An 18,198-nucleotide genomic window follows, 5' to 3' on the forward strand; every position below is an offset into this window, starting at 1 on the left:
CGTGAGCCGGGGGTGGCCGTGTCGCGGTGAGTCGGGGGTGGCCGTGTCGGGGTGAGCCGCGGGTGCCCGTGTCGGGCTGAGCCGGGTGTGTCGGGCTGAGCCGGAGGTGGCCGCGTCGCGGTGAGGCGCCGCCTCGCCGGTGCCGGGTGGTGCGTGTTCCGGACCGCACCACCGGCGGCGGCCCGGCGCGCCTGGTGGGCCCTGCAGCCGCTCAGGCGGGTGGGCCTACAGCCGCTCCAGGATGGTGGCCGTCGAGAGTGCTCCGCCGGCACACATGGTCACCAGGGCGGTCGCACCGTCGCGGCGTTCCAGCTCGTGCAGGGCCGTCGTCAACAGGCGCGCGCCGGTGCTGCCCACCGGGTGCCCCAGCGCGATGGCGCCGCCGTTGACGTTCACCCGCTCGGGATCCGGCGAGTGCACCTGCTGCCACGACAGCACCACCGAGGCGAACGCTTCGTTGACCTCGAACAGGTCGAGATCACCGATCGCCATCCCGGCGCGCGACAGCACCCGCGACGTCGCCTGCACCGGGCCGTCCAGGTGGTAGTACGGCTCGGCGCCGACCAGCGCCTGCGCGCGGATCCGCGCCCGGGCACGCAAGCCCAGCGACGCCGCCCGCGCGGAGTCCATGATCAGCACGGCCGCCGCGCCGTCGGAGATCTGGGACGACGTGCCTGCCGTGTGCACGCCACCCTCGAGCACCGGCTTCAACCCAGCCAGCCCCTCCAGCGTGGTCTCGCGCAGGCCCTGGTCGCGGGCCACCAGCCGGGTCTCCCCGGTCGGCCTGCCCTCCGCGTCGAGCACGGGCGCCTTCACCGGCGCCACCTCGCGGTCGAACCGGCCCTGTGCCCACGCCGTCGCCGCCTTGGTCTGCGACGCCACCCCGAACCGGTCGACGTCCTCCCGCGTGATGCCGCGTCGCTCGGCGATCCGCTCCGCCGCGCCGTACTGGTTGGGCATGTCGATCGCCCACGAGCCGGGCTTCGGCGCGCCCGCGTCCACGCCGCGGTTCGCGCCGAGCGGGATGCGGCTCATCGCCTCCACCCCGCATGCGATGCCGACGTCGATCGCACCGGCCGCGATCAACCCGGCGACCAGGTGCGCGGCCTGCTGGGCCGACCCGCACTGCGCGTCGATCGTCGTCGCGCCGGTCGTCTCGGGCAGGCCCGCGTGCAGCCAGGCCGTGCGTGTCACGTTGCCGGACTGCTCACCCGCCTGCGTCACGCAACCGCCGATAACCTGTTCCACGATCGCGGCGTCCAACCCGGCCCGCTCGACCAGCGCCCGCTGCGCCACGCCCAGCAGCTCGGCCGCGTGCAACCCGGCCAGCCAGCCACGCCGCTTCCCGATCGGGGTCCGCACGGCCTCGACGATGACGGGTTCACCCACGGCAGCTCTCCTCCACTCGACTCCCGCCCAAAGTAGAACGTGTTTCAGTATTGAGCAAGTGTGACCCAGGTCAACCGCCGTTTGGTGACCAATCGGACCACCAGGGCATTCAAGATCGAGTAAACGGGTTTCACTCAAACTCTCGACTTAGTTAACACCGTATGCTCTAATCGGGTTTAGAACGTGTTCCACGACGACGTGAGGCACCTCGGGAGGTAGCCGTGGCCACGCCCCTGATCCCCGCCGGCTTCGATTTCACCGACCCCGACCTGATCGCGGCAAGGCTTCCGCTGGAGGAGTTCGCCGAGCTCCGCAAGACCGCGCCGGTCTGGTGGAACGCGCAGCCGCACAACCGCGCGGGCTTCCGCGACGACGGGTTCTGGGTCGTCACCCGGCACGAAGACGTCAAGACCGTGTCGAAGGACAGCGAGCTGTACTCCTCGCAGGAGAAGCTCGCGATCATCCGGTTCGACGAGAACATGACCGACGAGGGTCTCGACGCGAACCGCCTCGTCCTGCTCAACATGGACGCGCCTCAGCACACCAAGCTGCGCCGTATCGTGTCGAAGGGCTTCACGCCCCGCTCGATCGCCCGGCTGGAGGACACGCTCCGCGACCGCGCCGCGCGCATCGTGCACGAGGCGAAGAAGAAGGGCTCCGGCGACTTCGTCGAGGACGTCGCGTGCGAACTCCCGCTGCAGGCCATCGCCGAGCTGATCGGCATCCCGCAGGAGGACCGCCGCAAGATCTTCGACTGGTCCAACCAGATGATCGGCTACGACGACCCGGAGTACGACGTCGAACCGATCGCCGCCTCCGCCGAACTCGTCGGCTACGCGTGGAACATGGCCGAGGAGCGCCGGAAGTGCCCGATGGACGACATCGTCACCAAGCTCGTCCAGGCCGATGTGGACGGTGAGTCGCTCAGCTCGGAGGAGTTCGGCTTCTTCGTCATCCTGCTGTCCGTGGCGGGCAACGAGACCACCCGCAACGCCATCACCCACGGCATGAAGGCCATGCTCGACCACCCCGACCAGTGGGAGCTCTACCGCGAGCAGCGGCCGAAGACCGCGCCGGACGAGATCGTCCGCTGGGCCACGCCGGTGATCGCCTTCCAGCGCACCGCGACCGCCGACACCGAGCTGGGCGGCCAGCACATCCGCAAGGGCGACCGGGTCGGCATGTTCTACAGCTCGGCCAACTTCGACCCCGAGGTGTTCGACGAGCCCGAGAAGTTCGACGTGCTGCGGGATCCGAACCCGCACGTCGGCTTCGGCGGCACCGGCTCGCACTACTGCATCGGGGCGAATCTCGCGCGCCTGGAGATCGACCTGATCTTCAACGCCATCGCCGACGAAATGCCTGGTATCCGCGAGATCGCGCCGCCGGAGCGGCTGCGTTCGGGCTGGCTCAACGGCATCAAACACTACCGGGTCGCCTACGAATAGGGGTTACGCTGCACCTCGGTCCTCGTCGCCAGGAGGTGCCCGGTGCCCGTCGTCCCGCCCAGCCCGGAAGAACTCGCCGAACTCGCGGCCCGTCACGGTTTCCGCCTCGGCGAAGCCGATCGCAAGTCCTTCGCCGCTCTCGTGGAGGCCAACCTCGCCGCCCACGAGGCCGTCGAGCACCTGTATGCCCGCTCGGCGCCCAGCGCGCCGCGCCGCGACTACGAGTGGCCGGCGGACAACCCGCTCGGCGCGTGGTACGTGCGCACCCGGATCCCGCCGACCGGCGACGGTCCCCTGAGCGGCCGCGAGGTCGTGATCAAGGACAACATCGCGGTCGCCGGGGTGCCGATGATGAACGGATCCCGCGCGGTGGAGGGGTTCGTGCCGCGCCGCGACGCGACGGTCGTGAGCCGGGTGCTCGCGGCGGGCGGCACGATCGTCGGCAAGGCGGTGTGCGAGGACCTGTGCTACTCCGGGTCCAGCTTCACCTCCGCCTCCGGCCCGGTGCGCAACCCGTGGGACCCCACCCGGCACGCCGGCGGCTCGTCGTCCGGCAACGCGGCCCTGCTCGCCGCCGGTGAGGCCGACTTCGCGATCGGCGGCGACCAGGGCGGCTCGGTGCGGATTCCGGCCGCGTTCTGCGGCGTGGTGGGGCACAAGCCGACGCACGGGCTCGTGCCCTACACCGGAGCGTTCCCCATCGAAACCACGATCGACCACCTCGGCCCGATGACCCGCACGGTCCGGGACGCGGCGCTGCTGCTGAGCGTCCTCGCCGGTGACGACGGCTTCGACCCGCGCCAGTTCCGCACACCCGAGCCGCCGGACTACCTGGCCGCGGTCGAGCAGGACATCCGCGGTGTGCGGGTAGGCGTGCTCACCGAGGGTTTCGGCCTGCCGATGTCCGAACCGGGTGTCGACGACGCGGTCCGCGCCGCGGCCGACCGGCTCGCCGCGGCGGGCGCCGTGGTGTCCGAGGTCAGCGTGCCGTGGCACCGCGAGGGGCTCGACGTGTGGACCGTGATCGGCACGGACGGCACCGCTCGCCAGATGATCGACGGCAACGGCTACGGCATGAACGTGCCCGGCCGGTACGACCCGGAGCTGATGGTGCACTTCGCGCGGGGGCGGCGCGTGCACGCCGACGACATGTCGGACACGCTCAAGACGATGATCCTCACCGGCGCCTACGCGGCCGAACGCTACGACATGCGCCACTACGCGATGGCGCGCGAGCTGGCGTGGGAGCTGCGCGCCGGCTACGACGCGGCGCTCGCCGAGGTGGACGTGCTGGTGCTGCCGACGGTGCCGTACGTCGCGAAGCCCCTGCCCGGCCCGGACGCGACGCGCGAGGAGCGGATGGTCAACGCGCTCGGGATGGTCGGCAACACCGCGCCCTTCGACGCGAGCGGGCACCCGGCGATCTCGGTGCCCGCCGCGCCGGTGGACGGCCTGCCGACCGGCCTGATGATCGCGGGCCGCCGCTTCGACGACGCGACGGTGCTCCGCGTGGCGGCCGCCTACGAGCGGGAGGTGGGTGGCTTCCCGGTCGCCGCCCGGTAGGTCAGGAGCGCGGCGGCGCCCTGCTGCCGGACCGCGTGGAGCCGCAGATCCGCGGGCGCGGTGAACAGCCGCCGCCCGGTGCCGAGCGCCGTCGGGAACACCAGGAGCCGGTACTCGTCGACGAGGTTCTCGGCGGCGAGGGCGTGCACGACGCTGATGCTGCCGGTGACGATGAGGTCCCGGTCCGTCCCGCGCACCGCCGAGACCAGGTCCCCGTCGAGCACGGACGAGTTCTGCCACGCGTCCGCGCTGGTCAACGAGCGGGACACGACGAGCTTCGGGATGGCGTTCATCTTCGCCGAAAACTCGTCGGTCCGGCCCGGCCAGAGCTTCGCGAACAGCTCCCACGTGACGCGGCCCAGCAGCAGCACGCCGGTGTCGAGCAGCGCGCCGAGCCCGAACTTGTCGCCGGCCACCGCATCCGGACCGTGCCGGAACGCCCAGCCGCCGCCCGGCGTGCCGCCGGATCCGTCCGGGTCCTCGACGACGCCGTCCAGCGTGACGAACTCGATGACGATCAACGTGCCCATGTGGACTCCTCGGTTGTCCTCCGCCGGCCCCGGCTGGCCCGGCGGAGGTACATACCGGCGAGTGCCGCCATACTCATCGCGATGGCCAGGGTGGATTTCGCAGCGCTGACCGAACCGCACCGGGCGGAGCTGCTGGCGTACTGCTACCGGATGCTCGGGTCGGTCCACGAGGCCGAGGACCTGGTGCAGGAGACCATGATGCGGGCGTGGCAGGCCCGCGAGCGCTACGACGAGCGGCGGGCGTCGATCCGCACCTGGCTGTACCGCATCGCGACCAACGCGTGCCTGACCGCGCTGGCGGGCAAGGCGCGCCGGCCGCTCCCGTCCGGGCTGGGCGCGCCCAGCACCGACCCCGAGGCGCCGCTGCGGCCGGCCTTCGACGTGCCCTGGTTGCAGCCCTTCCCCGACGCCCGGCTCGGCGATCCGGCGGACCAGGCCGTGCGGCGGGACAGCATGCGGCTGGCGCTGATCGCGGCCATGCAGACGCTGCCGCCGCGGCAGCGGGCCGTCTGGGTGCTGCGCGAGGTCCTGGCCTTCAGCGCCGCCGAGGTGGCCGGACTGCTGAACACCTCCGTCGCTTCGGTGAACAGCGCCCTGCAGCGGGCGCGGGCGGGGCTGTCCGTCACGGCCCTCGAAGACGTCGCCCCGTCCGGCGACCCCGCGGCCCGCCGCACGGTGGAGGCCTACGTCCGAGCGTTTGAGGCGGCCGACGTGGACGCGCTGGTCGAGCTGCTCACCGGCGATGCCGTGCTGGAGATGCCGCCGGTGCCGCTGTGGTACCGCGGCCGCGACGACTACGCCGCCTTCATCCGGCGCGTGTTCGCGATGCGCGGCGTGGGCTGGCGGATGGTCCCGACCGGGGCGAACGGCCAGCCGGCCGTGGCCGCCTACGCCCCGGATCCCGCGGGCGGGCACCGCCTGCACACCCTGCAGGTGTTCAGCGTCGCCGGCGGGCGGATCAGCCGCACGGTCGTCTTCCAGGACCCGGCGGTGTTCGCGGCCTTCGCTCTGCCCACCGCCGTCTAGGTGTGTTGTCTGGTGAGGTGGTTCTGCACCTGCGCTTCCACCTCTGGCGGGCTCTGCCCGGGGCTGTGGTGCGGGCGGCTGGACCGATCGACCAGGCCCGCCGGGCCATGCTCGCGACAACGACTCACCCAGCGGGCGACGGTGGTGTGACTGACCTGGAACCGCTCTACCGCCCGCGCAGCGACCACCCTGCTCCACGACACGCCGGGCCAGCCGCAGCCGGCCGGTGGGGGCCAATGGCGCCTACCAGGATCATCTCAGCGATGTCAGCCGGTCACCACCGTCCCCGGACAGCACACCTAGGGCTTCTCCGAGCCCACCACCCACATCGCGAAGTACTGGGAGCCCCCGCCGTACGCGTGGCCCAGCGCGCGGCGCGCCCCGTCGACCTGGTAGTCGCCCGCCCGGCCCATCACCTGCTTCGCCGCCTCGGAGAACCGCAGCATGCCGGACGCCCCGATCGGGTTCGACGACAGCACTCCGCCGGACGGGTTGACCGGCAGCCTGCCGGTCAGGGCGGTCTCCCCGGCCTCGGTCAGCTTCCACCCCTCGCCCTCGGGCATGAAACCGAGGTTCTCCAGCCACATCGGCTCGAACCAGGAGAACGGCACGTAGATCTCCGCCGCGTCTATTTCGGACAGTGGGTCGGTGATCCCCGCCTCGTGCCACAGCGCCGCGGCGGCTTCCCGGCCGGCCTGCGGGTTGACCTGGTCGCGGCCGGCGAACGTGGTCGGCTCGGTGCGCATCGCGGTCGCGTGCACCCACGCCGCGCCCTGCACCGCGTCGCCTGCGGCCTCGTCGCCGATCACCATCGCGCACGCGCCGTCCGAGGACGGGCAGGTCTCGTCGTAGCGGATCGGGTCCCACAGCACCTGCGAGGCCCGCACCTTCTCCACCGTGATGTCGGCCTGCTTGAGGTGCGCGTACGGGTTCAGCGCCCCGTTCTGCCGGTCCTTCGCCGCGACGATCGCCCCCACGTGCTCGGGCGCGCCCGATCGCCGGATGTAGGACCGTACGTGCGGCGCGAAGTACCCGCCCGCGCCCGCGCCGACCGGCATCGTGAACGGCGGCGCGATCGACAGCGCCCACATCGCGTTCGACTCGGACTGCTTCTCGAATGCCACCGTCAGCACGCGCCGGTGGATGCCGGACTGCACCAGGCTCGTCGCCACCAGCGCCGTCGACCCGCCCACCGAACCGGCGGTGTGCACGCGCAGCAACGGTTTCCCGGTCGCGCCGAGCGCGTCGGCCAGGAACAGCTCGGGCATCATCACGCCCTCGAACAGGTCCGGCGCCTTGCCGATGACCACCGCGTCGATGTCCGGCCACTCCACCTGCGCGTCGGCCATCGCGCGGTCGATCGCCTCCCGCAGCAGGCCGGGCATGGACACGTCGGTCCGCTTCGCCCGGTGGTGGGTCTGCCCGGTGCCGAGCACCGCGGCGAGCTGCTTCGCCATGTTCACGCCTCCAGGACCGCGACGAGGTTCTGCTGCAGGGCCGGGCCGCTGGTGGCGTGCGCGAGCACCTTCGAGGCCTGGCCGGTGAGGATCCGGGTGGCGGCCTCGCCGATGCGCGCCAGCCCGGCCGCGAACATCGGGTTGCCGGTGAGCACGCCGCCCGAGGGGTTGACGCGGACGTCGTCGCCGAGCCCGAGCGCGGTCCGCAGGATCAGCTCCTGGTGGGTGAACGGCGCGTGCAGCTCGGCGATCTCCACGTCCCCGGTGCCGACTGCCTGCCCGGCCGCTTCCGTGGACGGCGAGCGGGTCAGGTCGCGCGCGCCGAGCACGGGCGTGTCCACCCGGTGCTCGATGCCGGTGATGACCGCGGGCCGTTCGGCGAACTCGTGCGCCCGCTCGGCCGCGGCGAGGACGATCACCGCGGCACCGTCGGTCACCGGCGCGATGTCGTGCGCCCGCAACGGATCGGCCACGTAGGGCGCGTCCAGCAGGTCGGCGATCTCGCTGGCGCCGGAGAACTGCGCGTGCGGGTTGCGGGTGGCGTCGGCGCGGCTGCGCGCGGCCACCTCGGCCAGGTCCTTCTCGCTCCACAGGCCGGCGTCCAGCCCGAGCCGCGCCTGCAGGCCCGCGATGCTCACCGAATCCGGCCACAGCGGCGCGACGGTGTACGGGTCGAGCTGCAGGGCCAGCACCCGGCGCAGCTGCCCGGCGGAGGACTTGCCGAAGCCGTAGACCAGCGCGGTGTCGACCTCGCCGGTGCGGATCTTCAGCCACGCCTCGTACAACGCCCACGCCGCGTCCATTTCCACGTGCGACTCGTGGATCGGCGGGAACGCGCCGATCGCGTCGATCGCGGAGATGAACGAGAACGCCCGGCCCGCCAGGTAGTCCGACGAGCCGGAGCACCAGAACCCGATGTCCGACTTGGACAGTCCGGTCTGCTCGTAGACCTGGGCGAAGATGGGCACGAGCATCTCCACGCCGTTCGTGGTGCCCGGTGTGGAGCGCACGTTCGGGGCCTGGGCGAACCCGACCACCGCGACGTCTCGCATGGCAGTTCCCCTCTACAGGTGGTGGGCGAAGGACTCGTAGGGTGCGTCCGGCTCGCCGGTCGGCTCGAAGTGGCTGATGTTCTCCAGGCTGGTCCACCACTCGTCACGTGGTTTCCAGTTCGCCTTCACCCGCATGCCCATCCGGACGTCGGCGGCGTCGCAGCCGAGGACCAGGTGCAGGAACGCGATGTCGGCGCCGTCGAGCAGGATGTATGCCGCGACGTAGGGCGGCTTGATGCGCTGGCCGAGGAACGGCACGTTGACGATGCAGAACGTCGTGACGATGCCGGTGTCCGGCAGTTCCACCTCGTCCACAGTGGGCACCCCGTCGGTCGGGCAGGCGCCGCGTGGCGGGATGTAGACCTTCTCGCACTTCGGGCAGCGCTGGCCGATGAGCTTGCCCTCGGCGAGGCCGCGCAGGTAACGGCTCTCCTCCGGCGACGCCGAATGCTGGTAGTGCAGCTGGATCGGCGTGACCATCACACCGTCCTGTTCGGACTTCGGCGGTGGCGCGGGGGAGGGCCCGTCGTCCGCGCCGACGGGCAGGAAGTAGGCGATGTCCCGGATGTGGCCGGCAGGCTCGTCGGCCCAGCGCACGCGCACCCGCATCCCGGTGCGCATCTCGGCGGGGCTGTCCACGTGCACGGCGTGCAGCATCGCGGTGTCGGCGCCGTCCAGCCGGACCAGCGCCCACGCGAACGGCGTGGTCAGCGGCTGGCCTTCCAGCGGTTCGGGGATCCAGGACCAGCTCAGCACGGTGCCCTCGTCGGACACCGGCACGAACTCGGTGAGCGCCGCGGCGGTGACCGGGTCGTACTCCATCGGCGGCACGTGCACGCGGCCGTCCGAGCCGCGCACGCCCTCGATGCGGCGCTCGCGCAGTCCGGCGGCGAACCGGCCGAGCACGGGCCCGAGGGAGCGGGTGTAGTCGAAGGCGAGATCCAGCGGCGCGGACAGCGGTGTACTCACGAATCGAAGTGAAACACGTTCTCGATCTGGCGGCAAGACGCTCTGCCGGAAGGTTGCGCGCTAAGTGGAACAAGTTCTAGATTCGGTGCATGACCACTGCACTGGAGACGATCGGCCTGTGGAACATCGCGGCCGGGCAGCCGGACCGGACGGCGATCGTGAACCCCGACGGCAGCGAGGTCGGTTACGGCGCGCTCGCCGACAAGGCCAACGCGTACGCGCGCGGCCTGCGCGAGCTGGGCCTGGAGACCGGCGACGTCGTGGTGGTGCTGCAGCCCAACAGTGACGAGCTGCTGGCCGCGTACTTCGCCGCGCTCCAGACCGGGCTGTACGTGGTGATGGTCAACTGGCACCTGGTCGGACCCGAGGTGGCCTACATCCTGTCCGATTCCGGGGCGAAGGCGTTCCTCGCGCACGAGCGGTTCGCCGACGTGGCGATCGCCGCGGCGGACGAGGCCGGGGTGCCCGCTTCCGGCCGGTTCGCGGTCGGCCGCATCGAGGGGTTCCGCGACGTGGCCGAACTGGGCGCCGGGGGGAGCGGGCGCCCGGAGGGGCGGACGGCGGGGTCGCCGATGCTCTACACCTCCGGCACGACGGGACGGCCCAAGGGCGTGCGGCGGCCGCTGAGCGGGGCCGACCCGGACAGCGTGCCCGCCGCGTCCACGTGGTTCTTCGGAATCTTCGGGCTGAAGCCGTTCGACGACCACGTCCACCTGTGCGGATCGCCGCTCTACCACACGGCGGTGCTGAACTTCGCGTCGATTTCGATCCAGCTGGGGCACACGGTCGTGCTGATGGACCGGTGGGACCCGGAGGAGATGCTGCGGCTGATCGAGCGGTACCGCGTCACGCACAGCCACATGGTGCCCACACAGTTCCGGCGCCTGCTCGCGCTGCCCGAGGAGGTGCGGTCGCGCTACGACCTGTCGTCGCTGCGGAACATGATCCACGGCGCGGCGCCGTGCCCGCCCGAGGTGAAGCGGCGGATGCTGGAGTGGTGGGGCCCGGTGGTGACCGACTACTACGCCGCGACCGAGGGCGGCGGCACGATGATCACCGGCGAGGAGTGGCTGCGCAAGCCCGGTTCGGTGGGGCTGCCGTGGCCCGGTTCGGTGATCAAGATCCTGGACGACGACGGCAACGAGCTGCCGCCGGGACGGCCCGGCACGGTGTACATGCGGATGGGCTCGTCGACGTTCGAGTACCACAAGGACGCCGAGAAGACGCGCAAGGCGCGGGTCGGGAACCTGTTCACCCTCGGCGACGTGGGTTACCTGGACGAGGACGGCTACCTGTTCCTGCACGACCGCAAGAACGACATGATCATCTCGGGCGGGGTGAACATCTACCCGGCCGAGATCGAGAACGAGCTGGTGATGCACCCGAAGGTCGCGGACGTGGCGGTGTTCGGCATCCCGCACGAGGACTGGGGCGAGGAGATCAAGGCGGTCGTGCAGCCTGCGCCGGGTGTTGCGCCGGGGCCCGAGCTGGCGGAGGAGCTGCTGGAGTGGGTGCGCGGCAGGCTGGCGAAGTTCAAGTGGCCGCGCAGTGTCGACTTCGCCGAGGAGCTGCCGAGGGATCCGAACGGGAAGCTGTACAAGCGCAAGCTGCGGGATCCTTATTGGACGGACCGGAAGATCTGACCCTCCTGCGGCCCCGGTTCCGTGCGGCCGGGCACGGTCCGGTGTTCCGGAAATGCGCGAGCGCCGCGGGCGGCCCGCGCCCTGCGGACTGCCCGCGGGGCGCGGTTCCGTGCGCGCGTGGCAACCCGCCGACTTACCCCAGCGTGGGGTTGATCGGGCGCTCAGGCTGGGCGTGATGCGAGCGCCCGCTCAGGTTGGGCTTGGCCGCAGGTCCCGCTGGCTGCGTTCTTCCGTCACCACCTCGAGGGAGCGTGCGAAGCGCACCGACGCCCACCACCGTTCGTTGCAGCAGTGCCCGCAGAGCTGGAGCTTCTCCGGGCCCAGGTCCGCCCAGCGGACCGGCACCACGTCACCGGGTCCGCTACCCCTGCGGCCCACGTGCTCCTGTCCCTTGAGCAACCACTCGCACCGGTCGTCGTTGCGGGCACGCCGACCCGCCCGTGGCGCACCAGCACCCCCGCCGGCGGCGGCTCGCAGCACGCGCACTGCCCCGCCGGCGGGATCGCCGTCCATCGCGCCAGGGTAGCGGCCACCACCGACAGTTTCAGCGGCCCTCGAACCGGGGCTTGCGCTTCTCCGTGAACGCGCGCGGCCCCTCCTTCGCGTCGGCGGACTGGAAGACCTTCAGCCCGTGCTGCGCCTCGATCTTGAAGGCCTCCTCCTCGGGCATCCCCTCGGTGTCGCGGATCGTGCGGAGGATCGCCTGCACCGCGAGCGGCCCGTTGGCGGCGATCATGTCCGCCAGCTCCAGCGCGCGCTCCAGCGCCTGCCCGTCCGGCACCACGCTGCCGATCAGCCCGATCTCCTTCGCCTCCGCAGCGGTCAGGTGCCGCCCGGTCAGCAGGATCTCCGCCGCCAACGTGTACGGGATCTGCCGCGGCAGCCGCACCGCCGAGCCGCCCATCGGGAACAGCCCCCACCGCGCCTCGGACACGCCGAACCGCGCGCTCTCCCCGGCCACGCGGATGTCGGTGGCCTGCAGGATCTCCGTGCCACCCGCGATCGCCGGGCCCTCCACGGCCGCGATCAGCGGTTTCGTCAGCCGCCGTCCCTTCAGCAGGCCCTCGATGCGGCCCGGGTCGAACGTGCCCTTCTCGTACGAATCGGCGGGGGAGTTGCGGTTCATCGACTTCAGGTCCGCGCCGGCGCAGAACGCGCCGCCCGCGCCGGTGAGCACACAGCACCGGATCTCCGGATCGTTGTCCACCCGGTCCCACGCCTCGACCAGGATCGCCATCATCTCGCCACTGATCGCGTTGCGGACCTCCGGCCGGTTCATCGTCACCACGAGCGTGTGCGCGCGTTGTTCAACCAGGGCGTGCGGCTGCGTCATGATTACCTCTCCATCCGGCGCCATTGCCCAAAACGATAACATGTTCTACTTTGGCTGGGTGGCATACAACATCGCGGATCTGCTCGAGCACGCCGTCGACGCCGTGCCGGATCGCCCCGCGGTCATCTGCGGACAGCGGCACGTCACCTACGCCCAGCTGGAGGACAGGGCCAACCGGCTGGCGCACCACCTCGCCGCGCAGGGGGTCGGTCCCGGCTCCCACATCGGCGTCTATTCCCGCAACTCCGTGGAGACGATCGAGGCGATGTTCGCCGCGTACAAGTTGCGCGCCATCGCGGTCAACGTCAACTACCGCTACGTCGAAGCCGAGCTCGAGTACCTCTTCGACAACGCCGACCTGGTCGCGCTCGTGCACGAGCGCAAGTACGCGGACAAGGTCGCCGCGGTGCTCCCGAAGACCCCGAAACTGAAACACGTACTAGTGGTTGAGGACGGCAGCGACGCGGACTTCTCCGGCTACGGGGGCGCCGAGTACGAGCCGGCGCTCGCCGCGCAGTCGCCGGACCGCGACTTCGGCGAGCGCAGCCCGGACGACATCTACATCGTCTACACCGGCGGCACCACCGGCTACCCGAAGGGCGTCATGTGGCGCCACGAAGACGTGTGGCGGGCGCTCGGCGGCGGCATCGACTTCGTCACCGGCGAGTACGTCCCGGACGAGTGGACGATGGCCGAGCAGGGCAAGCAGGGCGCGATGGTCCGGCTGCCCGCCGCGCCGCTCATCCACGGCGCCGCCCAGTGGGCCGCGTTCGGCGCGATGTTCGGCGGCGGCACCGTCGTGTTCGTGCCGCAGTTCGACCCGCACGAGATCTGGCGCGAGATCGAGAAGCACAAGGTGCACGTCCTGACGATCGTCGGCGACGCGATGGCCCGCCCGCTGCTCGACGCCTACCGCGAGGGCGGCTACGACGCCTCGTCGCTCGTCGCCGTGTCCAGCCACGCCGCGTTGTTCTCCCAGCCGGTCAAGCAGGAGTACCTGAGCACCTTCCCGAACCTGGTGCTCACCGACGCGATCGGCTCGTCGGAGAGCGGCTTCACCGGCATTGGCATGGTCGCCAAGGACGCCGACCACTCGGCGGGCCCGCGGGTGAACTTCGGCAAGGACGCCATCCTCATCGACGACGACAACCGCCTCGTCCCGCGCGCGCCCGGCGCGACCGGCCGGATCGCGCGTCGCGGGCACGTGCCGCTGGGCTACTACAAGGACCCGGCCAAGTCCGAGACGATCTTCGTCGAGGTCGAGGGCAACCGCTACGTCGTGCCCGGCGACTGGGCCCGCTACGAGGAGGACGGCACCGTCACCCTGCTCGGCCGCGGTTCGCAGTGCGTCAACACCGGCGGCGAGAAGGTGTTCCCGGAAGAGGTCGAGAGCGCGCTGAAGTCGCATCCGGACGTGTTCGACGCGATCGTCGTCGGCGTGCCGGACGAGCGGCTCGGCCAGCGGGTCGGCGCGATCCTGCAGGCCCGGCCCGGTGTGACGCCCGACCTCGGCGCGATCGAGGCGCACGTCCGGACGCAGGTCGCGGGCTACAAGGTGCCGCGCAGCGTGTGGCTGGTCGACCGGATCGGCCGGCTCCCGACCGGCAAACCCGACTACCCGTGGGCCGCCCGGCACGCCGCCGAGCACTCACCGATCGAGATCCAGAAGGCCTGAGGAGACACTTGATGCGCACCGCGCTGTGCGAGACGTTCGGCATCCGGTACCCGATCATCGGGTTCACCCCGTCGGAGCACGTGGCCGCCGCGATCAGCAAGGCGGGCGGCCTCGGCGTGCTCGGCTGCGTGCGGTTCAACGACGCCGGTGAACTCGACCGGGTGCTGGACTGGATGGACGCCAACACCGACGGCAAACCCTACGGGGTCGACATCGTCATGCCCGCGAAGGTGCCCGCCGAGGGCGCCGCGGTCGACCTCGAAAAGCTGATCCCCGAGGAGCACCGCGCGTTCGTCGAGCGGACGCTGCGCGAGCTGGGGGTGCCGGAGCTGCCGGAGGACACCGAGGAACGCGCCGGCGTGCTCGGCTGGCTGCACTCGGTCGCCCGCTCGCACGTCGAGGTCGCGCTGAAGCACCCGATCAAGCTGATCGCCAACGCACTCGGCTCACCCCCGGTCGACGTCATCAACCAGGCACACGAGCACGGCGTGCCGGTCGCGGCGCTCGCCGGCAAGGCCGAGCACGCGGTGCGGCACGTCGACAACGGCGTGGACTTCGTGGTGGCGCAGGGGTACGAGGCGGGCGGGCACACCGGCGAGATCGCCTCGATGGTGCTGCTGCCGGAGATCGTCGACGCGGTGGGCGATCGCGCGCCGGTGCTCGCGGCGGGCGGGATCGGCTCGGGCAGGCAGGTCGCGGCGGCGCTGGCGCTGGGCGCGTCCGGCGCGTGGACCGGCTCGATCTGGCTCGCGACGGAGGAGTACCTGCAGACGATGCCCGAGTCGACCGCGATGCAGAGCGCGCTGGTCGGGGCGACGTCGTCGGACACCGTGCGGACGCGCATCTACACCGGGAAACCGGCGAGGCTGCTCAAGACGCGCTGGACCGAGGCCTGGTCGTCCGCGGACGCGCCCGAACCGCTGCCGATGCCGCTGCAGAACCTGCTGGTGAGCAAGGCGCACAACCGCATCCACGCGGCGAACGACCCGACGGTGGTGTCGATGCCGGCAGGCCAGATCATCGGCCGGATCGACCGGGTGCGCCCGGTGGCCGAGATCGTGGCCGACCTGGTCAGCGGTTACGAGGAGGCGTTGTCCCGCCTGGACAAGACGAGGTAGGCGAGCGCGCCGGCGGCGAGCACGACGACACCGCTGATCACCGACGACAGCGGCAGGCTGAACGCGAGCACCACGCAGCCGGCGAGCCCCACCACGGGCACCACGCGGCGGGTACCGAGCGTCCACGCGCTCGCGTTCGCGATCGCGTAGTAGGTCAGCACCGCGAACGAGGAGAACCCGATCGCACCGCGCAGGTCGGTCACCAGCACCAGAGCGGCGACCACGACCCCGACCGCCACCTCGGCGCGGTGCGGCACGGCGAACCGCGGGTGCACGGCGGCCAGCGCAGCGGGCAGGTGGCCGTCCCGGGCCATGGCGAACGTCGTCCGGGACACCCCGAGCACCAGGGCGAGCAACGAGCCCAGCGCGGCCAGCGCGGCGCCGGCCCGGACCACCGGGGTGAGGGCCGACCACGACGTGCTCGCCATCGCCGTCGCGATCGGGTCCGAAGTGGACGCCAGACCGTCCGGACCCAGTTGCAGCAGCAGGAAAACGGCGACGACGGCGTACACGGCGAGCGTGATCCCCAGTGCGATCGGGATGGCTCGCGGGATGGTGCGCTCCGGGTCGCGCACCTCTTCGCCGAGGGTGGCGATCCGCGCGTACCCGGCGAAAGCGAAGAACAACAGCCCGGCGGACTGCAGGATGCCGCCCGCGCCCGAGCCGGGGAACGGCGTCAGGTTGGCGGCCTCCGGGCTGCCCGCGATCACGATCCCGGCCACCGACCCGGCGAGGACGACGAGCGTGATCGTGACGATGACCTTGGTGAGCGTCACCGACCGCTGGACGCCGCGGTAGTTGAGGGCGGTCAGCGCGAGCACGGCGGCCGCCGCGACGAGCGACTGCGCGAGGCGGCTCGCGCCGGGCGCGGTGTAGGACGCGACGGTCAGCGCCATCGCGGCGCAGCTCGCGGTCTTGCCGACGACGAACCCCCACCCGGCGAGGTAACCCCAGAACTCGCCGAGCCGCTCCCGGCCGTAGACGTAGGTGCCCCCGGATTCGGGGTACCGGGCGGCGAGGCGGGCGGAGGAGGTGGCGTTGCAGTAGGCGACCACCGCGGCCAGCGCCAGGCCGATCAGCAGCCCGGCGCCCGCGGCACGGGCGGCAGGCGCGAAGGCGGCGAACACGCCGGCCCCGATCATCGAGCCCAGGCCGATCACCACCGCGTCCCCGGTGCCGAGCCGTCGCACTAGTCCTGTCACGGGGAGACCGTAACCGGTGGCCCGGCCGCGGGGATGATCCGTCACGGGATGTTCGGCGCCCGTTCGCCCGCGGACAGGGGCGCGATCAACCAGAGCGCCCAGGATCGTGCCGGTCAACCAAGGGCGTCCAGCTTCCGTTCCAGCACCGCGCGTTCCCGTTCGTTGCCGCACAGCTCGACGGCCCGCCTCAGCTCCATCCGGGCCTCCTCGGTGCGCCCGAGCCGCACGAGCAACTCGCCGCGCACGGTCGGCAGCAGGTGCGACTTGCCGAGCGCCCCGGCCGCCGCCAGGGCGTCCACGATCGGCAGCGCCGCCGCCGGGCCCTGCGCCATCGACACCGCCACCGCGCGGTTCAGGTCGACCACGGGCGACGGCGCGAGCCCGCCGAGTGCCTCGTACAGCAGCACCACCCGGTCCCAGTTCGTCTCCGCCACCGACGGCGCGACGGCGTGGCACTCGGCGATCGCGGCCTGCAGGCCGTACGCGCCCAGCCCCCGCCCGGCCGCCTCCGCCCGCGCCAGCGCCGCCCGTCCCCGCCGGATCGCCGACCGGTCCCACCGCCGCCGGTCCTGGTCCTCCAGCAGCACCGGCTCCCCGTCCGGCCCGGTGCGCGCCGGGAACCGCGCCGCGGTCAGCTCCAGCAACGCCAGCAGCCCGTGCACCTCCGGCTCGTCCGGCATCAGGCGCGACAGCACGCGGGCGAGGCGCTGGGCCTCGCCCGCGAGGTCGAACCTGATCAGGTCACCACCGGAGCTGGCCGACGAACCCTCGGTGAAGATCACGTAGATCACGTTCAGCACCGACCCGAGCCGCGCGGCCCGCTCCTCCGGCGAGGGCACCTCGAACGGCACCCCCGCCGCGCCGAGCGTCTTCTTCGCCCGCGTGATCCGCGCCTGCACCGTCGCCGTCGGCACGAGGAACGCCCGCGCGATCTCGTCGCTGGTCAGGCCGCCGACCACCCGAAGCGTCAGCGCCACCCGGGCCTCCCGCGACAGCACCGGGTGGCACGAGATGAACATCAGCGCGAGCACGTCGTCGTCGATCTGGTCCGGATCCCACTCGATCTCCCCGCCGTCCTCGCGCAGCTCGTTGGCGAGGACGGCGTACCGGTCGTCGAGTGCGGAACGCCGGCGGAACGCGTCGACCGCCCGGCGCCTGCCCACCGTCAGCAGCCACCCCGCCGGGTTGCGGGGCACCCCCTCACGCGGCCAGGTCACCAGAGCCTCCGCCAGCGCCTCCTGGGCGAGGTCCTCGGCCAGCGCGAAATCGCCGGTGTAGCGCGCGAGCGCACCGACGATCCGCGCCGACTCGATGCGCCAGACGGCGGCGATCGCTTCCCGCTCGGTCATCTCAGAGCTGACCGGTCGCCTCGCGCCACGCCCGCTCCTTCTGGATCCACTCGTTGTCCTGCGGGAACTCGTCGATCGTGGTGACCCGCCGGATCTCGGTCTTGAAACCCTTGCCCTTGATCGGGGACCGCTTCGCCCACTCGACCGCCTCCTCCTTGGAGGCCACGTTGAGGATGTAGAAGCCGCCGAACAGCTCCTTCGTCTCGCCGTACGGGCCGTCGGTGACCACGGGCGGCTCCGAGGAGTAGTCCACCACCACGCCGTCGTTCGCGTCGTCCAGACCCTCGGCGGCGACCAGCACACCGGCCCGGATCAGCTCCTGGTTGTACCGGCCGGTCATCTCGATCATCTGGTCGAAGTCGAAGTCGGCCAGGTTCGCGAACGCCTCGTCGGTGGCCCGCCAGATCAGCATGAACTTCATGGTGTTTCTCCCTCGGTGTCCGG

Annotated in this window: 15 protein-coding genes and 1 pseudogene; 6 read left to right on the forward strand and 10 right to left on the reverse strand. The window is 71.7% G+C overall.

Annotation, left to right across the window (positions count from 1 at the left end; all coding sequences use genetic code 11):
- Positions 1 to 225: 225 nt before the first annotated feature.
- Positions 226 to 1,389, reverse strand: coding sequence for a steroid 3-ketoacyl-CoA thiolase (locus ACCP09_RS31420; protein ID WP_378336525.1), 1,164 nt, complete (start codon positions 1,387 to 1,389; stop codon positions 226 to 228).
- A gap of 221 nt (positions 1,390 to 1,610) precedes the next feature.
- Here ACCP09_RS31420 and ACCP09_RS31425 point away from each other — a divergent pair, with 221 nt between their 5' ends.
- Both ACCP09_RS31425 and ACCP09_RS31430 read left to right on the forward strand, forming a co-directional pair.
- A complete protein-coding gene (locus ACCP09_RS31425) occupies positions 1,611 to 2,837 on the forward strand; it encodes a cytochrome P450 (RefSeq protein WP_027935048.1) in 1,227 nt (408 codons plus the stop codon).
- A 42-nt stretch (positions 2,838 to 2,879) separates the two neighbouring features.
- A complete protein-coding gene (locus tag ACCP09_RS31430) occupies positions 2,880 to 4,400 on the forward strand; it encodes an amidase (protein WP_433752336.1) in 1,521 nt (506 codons plus the stop codon).
- Here the strand turns inward: ACCP09_RS31430 and ACCP09_RS31435 are convergent.
- On the reverse strand, positions 4,358 to 4,930 hold the full coding sequence (locus tag ACCP09_RS31435) for a dihydrofolate reductase family protein (protein ID WP_433752338.1): 573 nt from the start codon (positions 4,928 to 4,930) through the stop codon (positions 4,358 to 4,360). The genes ACCP09_RS31430 and ACCP09_RS31435 overlap by 43 nt on opposite strands.
- 81 nt (positions 4,931 to 5,011) lie before the next feature.
- Between ACCP09_RS31435 and ACCP09_RS31440 the strand changes: the two genes are divergently transcribed.
- Positions 5,012 to 5,956: a sigma-70 family RNA polymerase sigma factor gene (locus ACCP09_RS31440; RefSeq protein ID WP_433752340.1), complete on the forward strand. Its 945-nt coding sequence runs from the start codon at positions 5,012 to 5,014 to the stop codon at positions 5,954 to 5,956.
- Between the two features lie 26 nt (positions 5,957 to 5,982).
- On the opposite strand, the pseudogene ACCP09_RS31445 reads toward ACCP09_RS31440, so the two are convergent.
- From ACCP09_RS31445 to ACCP09_RS31460, 4 genes and pseudogenes are all read right to left on the reverse strand, one after another.
- Positions 5,983 to 6,193, reverse strand: a pseudogene (locus ACCP09_RS31445) (leucine zipper domain-containing protein); the annotation flags it as partial.
- Positions 6,194 to 6,255: 62 nt separating this feature from the next.
- On the reverse strand, positions 6,256 to 7,413 hold the full coding sequence (locus tag ACCP09_RS31450) for a thiolase domain-containing protein (RefSeq protein WP_400986860.1): 1,158 nt from the start codon (positions 7,411 to 7,413) through the stop codon (positions 6,256 to 6,258).
- A gap of 2 nt (positions 7,414 to 7,415) precedes the next feature.
- The gene (locus ACCP09_RS31455; RefSeq protein WP_378364147.1) at positions 7,416 to 8,465 is read right to left on the reverse strand and encodes a thiolase domain-containing protein; all 1,050 of its coding nucleotides are present in this window, start codon (positions 8,463 to 8,465) and stop codon (positions 7,416 to 7,418) included.
- Positions 8,466 to 8,477: 12 nt separating this feature from the next.
- Entirely contained in the window at positions 8,478 to 9,434 is a 957-nt protein-coding gene (locus ACCP09_RS31460) for a Zn-ribbon domain-containing OB-fold protein (RefSeq protein ID WP_433752342.1), read from the reverse strand.
- Positions 9,435 to 9,523: 89 nt separating this feature from the next.
- Here ACCP09_RS31460 and ACCP09_RS31465 point away from each other — a divergent pair, with 89 nt between their 5' ends.
- Positions 9,524 to 11,077, forward strand: a complete 1,554-nt coding sequence (locus tag ACCP09_RS31465; RefSeq protein WP_433752344.1) for an acyl-CoA synthetase — start codon at positions 9,524 to 9,526, stop codon at positions 11,075 to 11,077.
- A gap of 544 nt (positions 11,078 to 11,621) precedes the next feature.
- Here the strand turns inward: ACCP09_RS31465 and ACCP09_RS31470 are convergent.
- On the reverse strand, positions 11,622 to 12,410 hold the full coding sequence (locus ACCP09_RS31470; protein ID WP_433752346.1) for a crotonase/enoyl-CoA hydratase family protein: 789 nt from the start codon (positions 12,408 to 12,410) through the stop codon (positions 11,622 to 11,624).
- Positions 12,411 to 12,468: 58 nt separating this feature from the next.
- Here ACCP09_RS31470 and ACCP09_RS31475 point away from each other — a divergent pair, with 58 nt between their 5' ends.
- Together ACCP09_RS31475 and ACCP09_RS31480 are read left to right on the forward strand one after the other, a co-directional pair.
- Positions 12,469 to 14,085 (forward strand): acyl-CoA synthetase, encoded by a 1,617-nt coding sequence (locus ACCP09_RS31475; RefSeq protein ID WP_208722419.1) that lies wholly within the window; start codon positions 12,469 to 12,471, stop codon positions 14,083 to 14,085.
- Positions 14,086 to 14,096: 11 nt separating this feature from the next.
- Positions 14,097 to 15,203 (forward strand): NAD(P)H-dependent flavin oxidoreductase, encoded by a 1,107-nt coding sequence (locus tag ACCP09_RS31480; protein WP_027935058.1) that lies wholly within the window; start codon positions 14,097 to 14,099, stop codon positions 15,201 to 15,203.
- On the opposite strand, the gene ACCP09_RS31485 is transcribed toward ACCP09_RS31480, so the two are convergent.
- The 3 genes from ACCP09_RS31485 to ACCP09_RS31495 form a co-directional block, all read right to left on the reverse strand.
- Positions 15,164 to 16,405, reverse strand: coding sequence for an APC family permease (locus ACCP09_RS31485; RefSeq protein ID WP_433752349.1), 1,242 nt, complete (start codon positions 16,403 to 16,405; stop codon positions 15,164 to 15,166). The genes ACCP09_RS31480 and ACCP09_RS31485 overlap by 40 nt on opposite strands.
- Positions 16,406 to 16,518: 113 nt before the next feature.
- Positions 16,519 to 17,754, reverse strand: a complete 1,236-nt coding sequence (locus tag ACCP09_RS31490; protein ID WP_433752351.1) for an RNA polymerase sigma factor — start codon at positions 17,752 to 17,754, stop codon at positions 16,519 to 16,521.
- A gap of 1 nt (position 17,755) precedes the next feature.
- Complete coding sequence (locus ACCP09_RS31495; protein WP_020418747.1) at positions 17,756 to 18,175, reverse strand: YciI family protein; 420 nt, start codon at positions 18,173 to 18,175, stop codon at positions 17,756 to 17,758.
- Positions 18,176 to 18,198: the final 23 nt, after the last annotated feature.

The organism is Amycolatopsis sp. 3B14, assembly GCF_050958625.1.
GTDB lineage: Bacteria > Actinomycetota > Actinomycetes > Mycobacteriales > Pseudonocardiaceae > Amycolatopsis_E > Amycolatopsis_E thermoflava.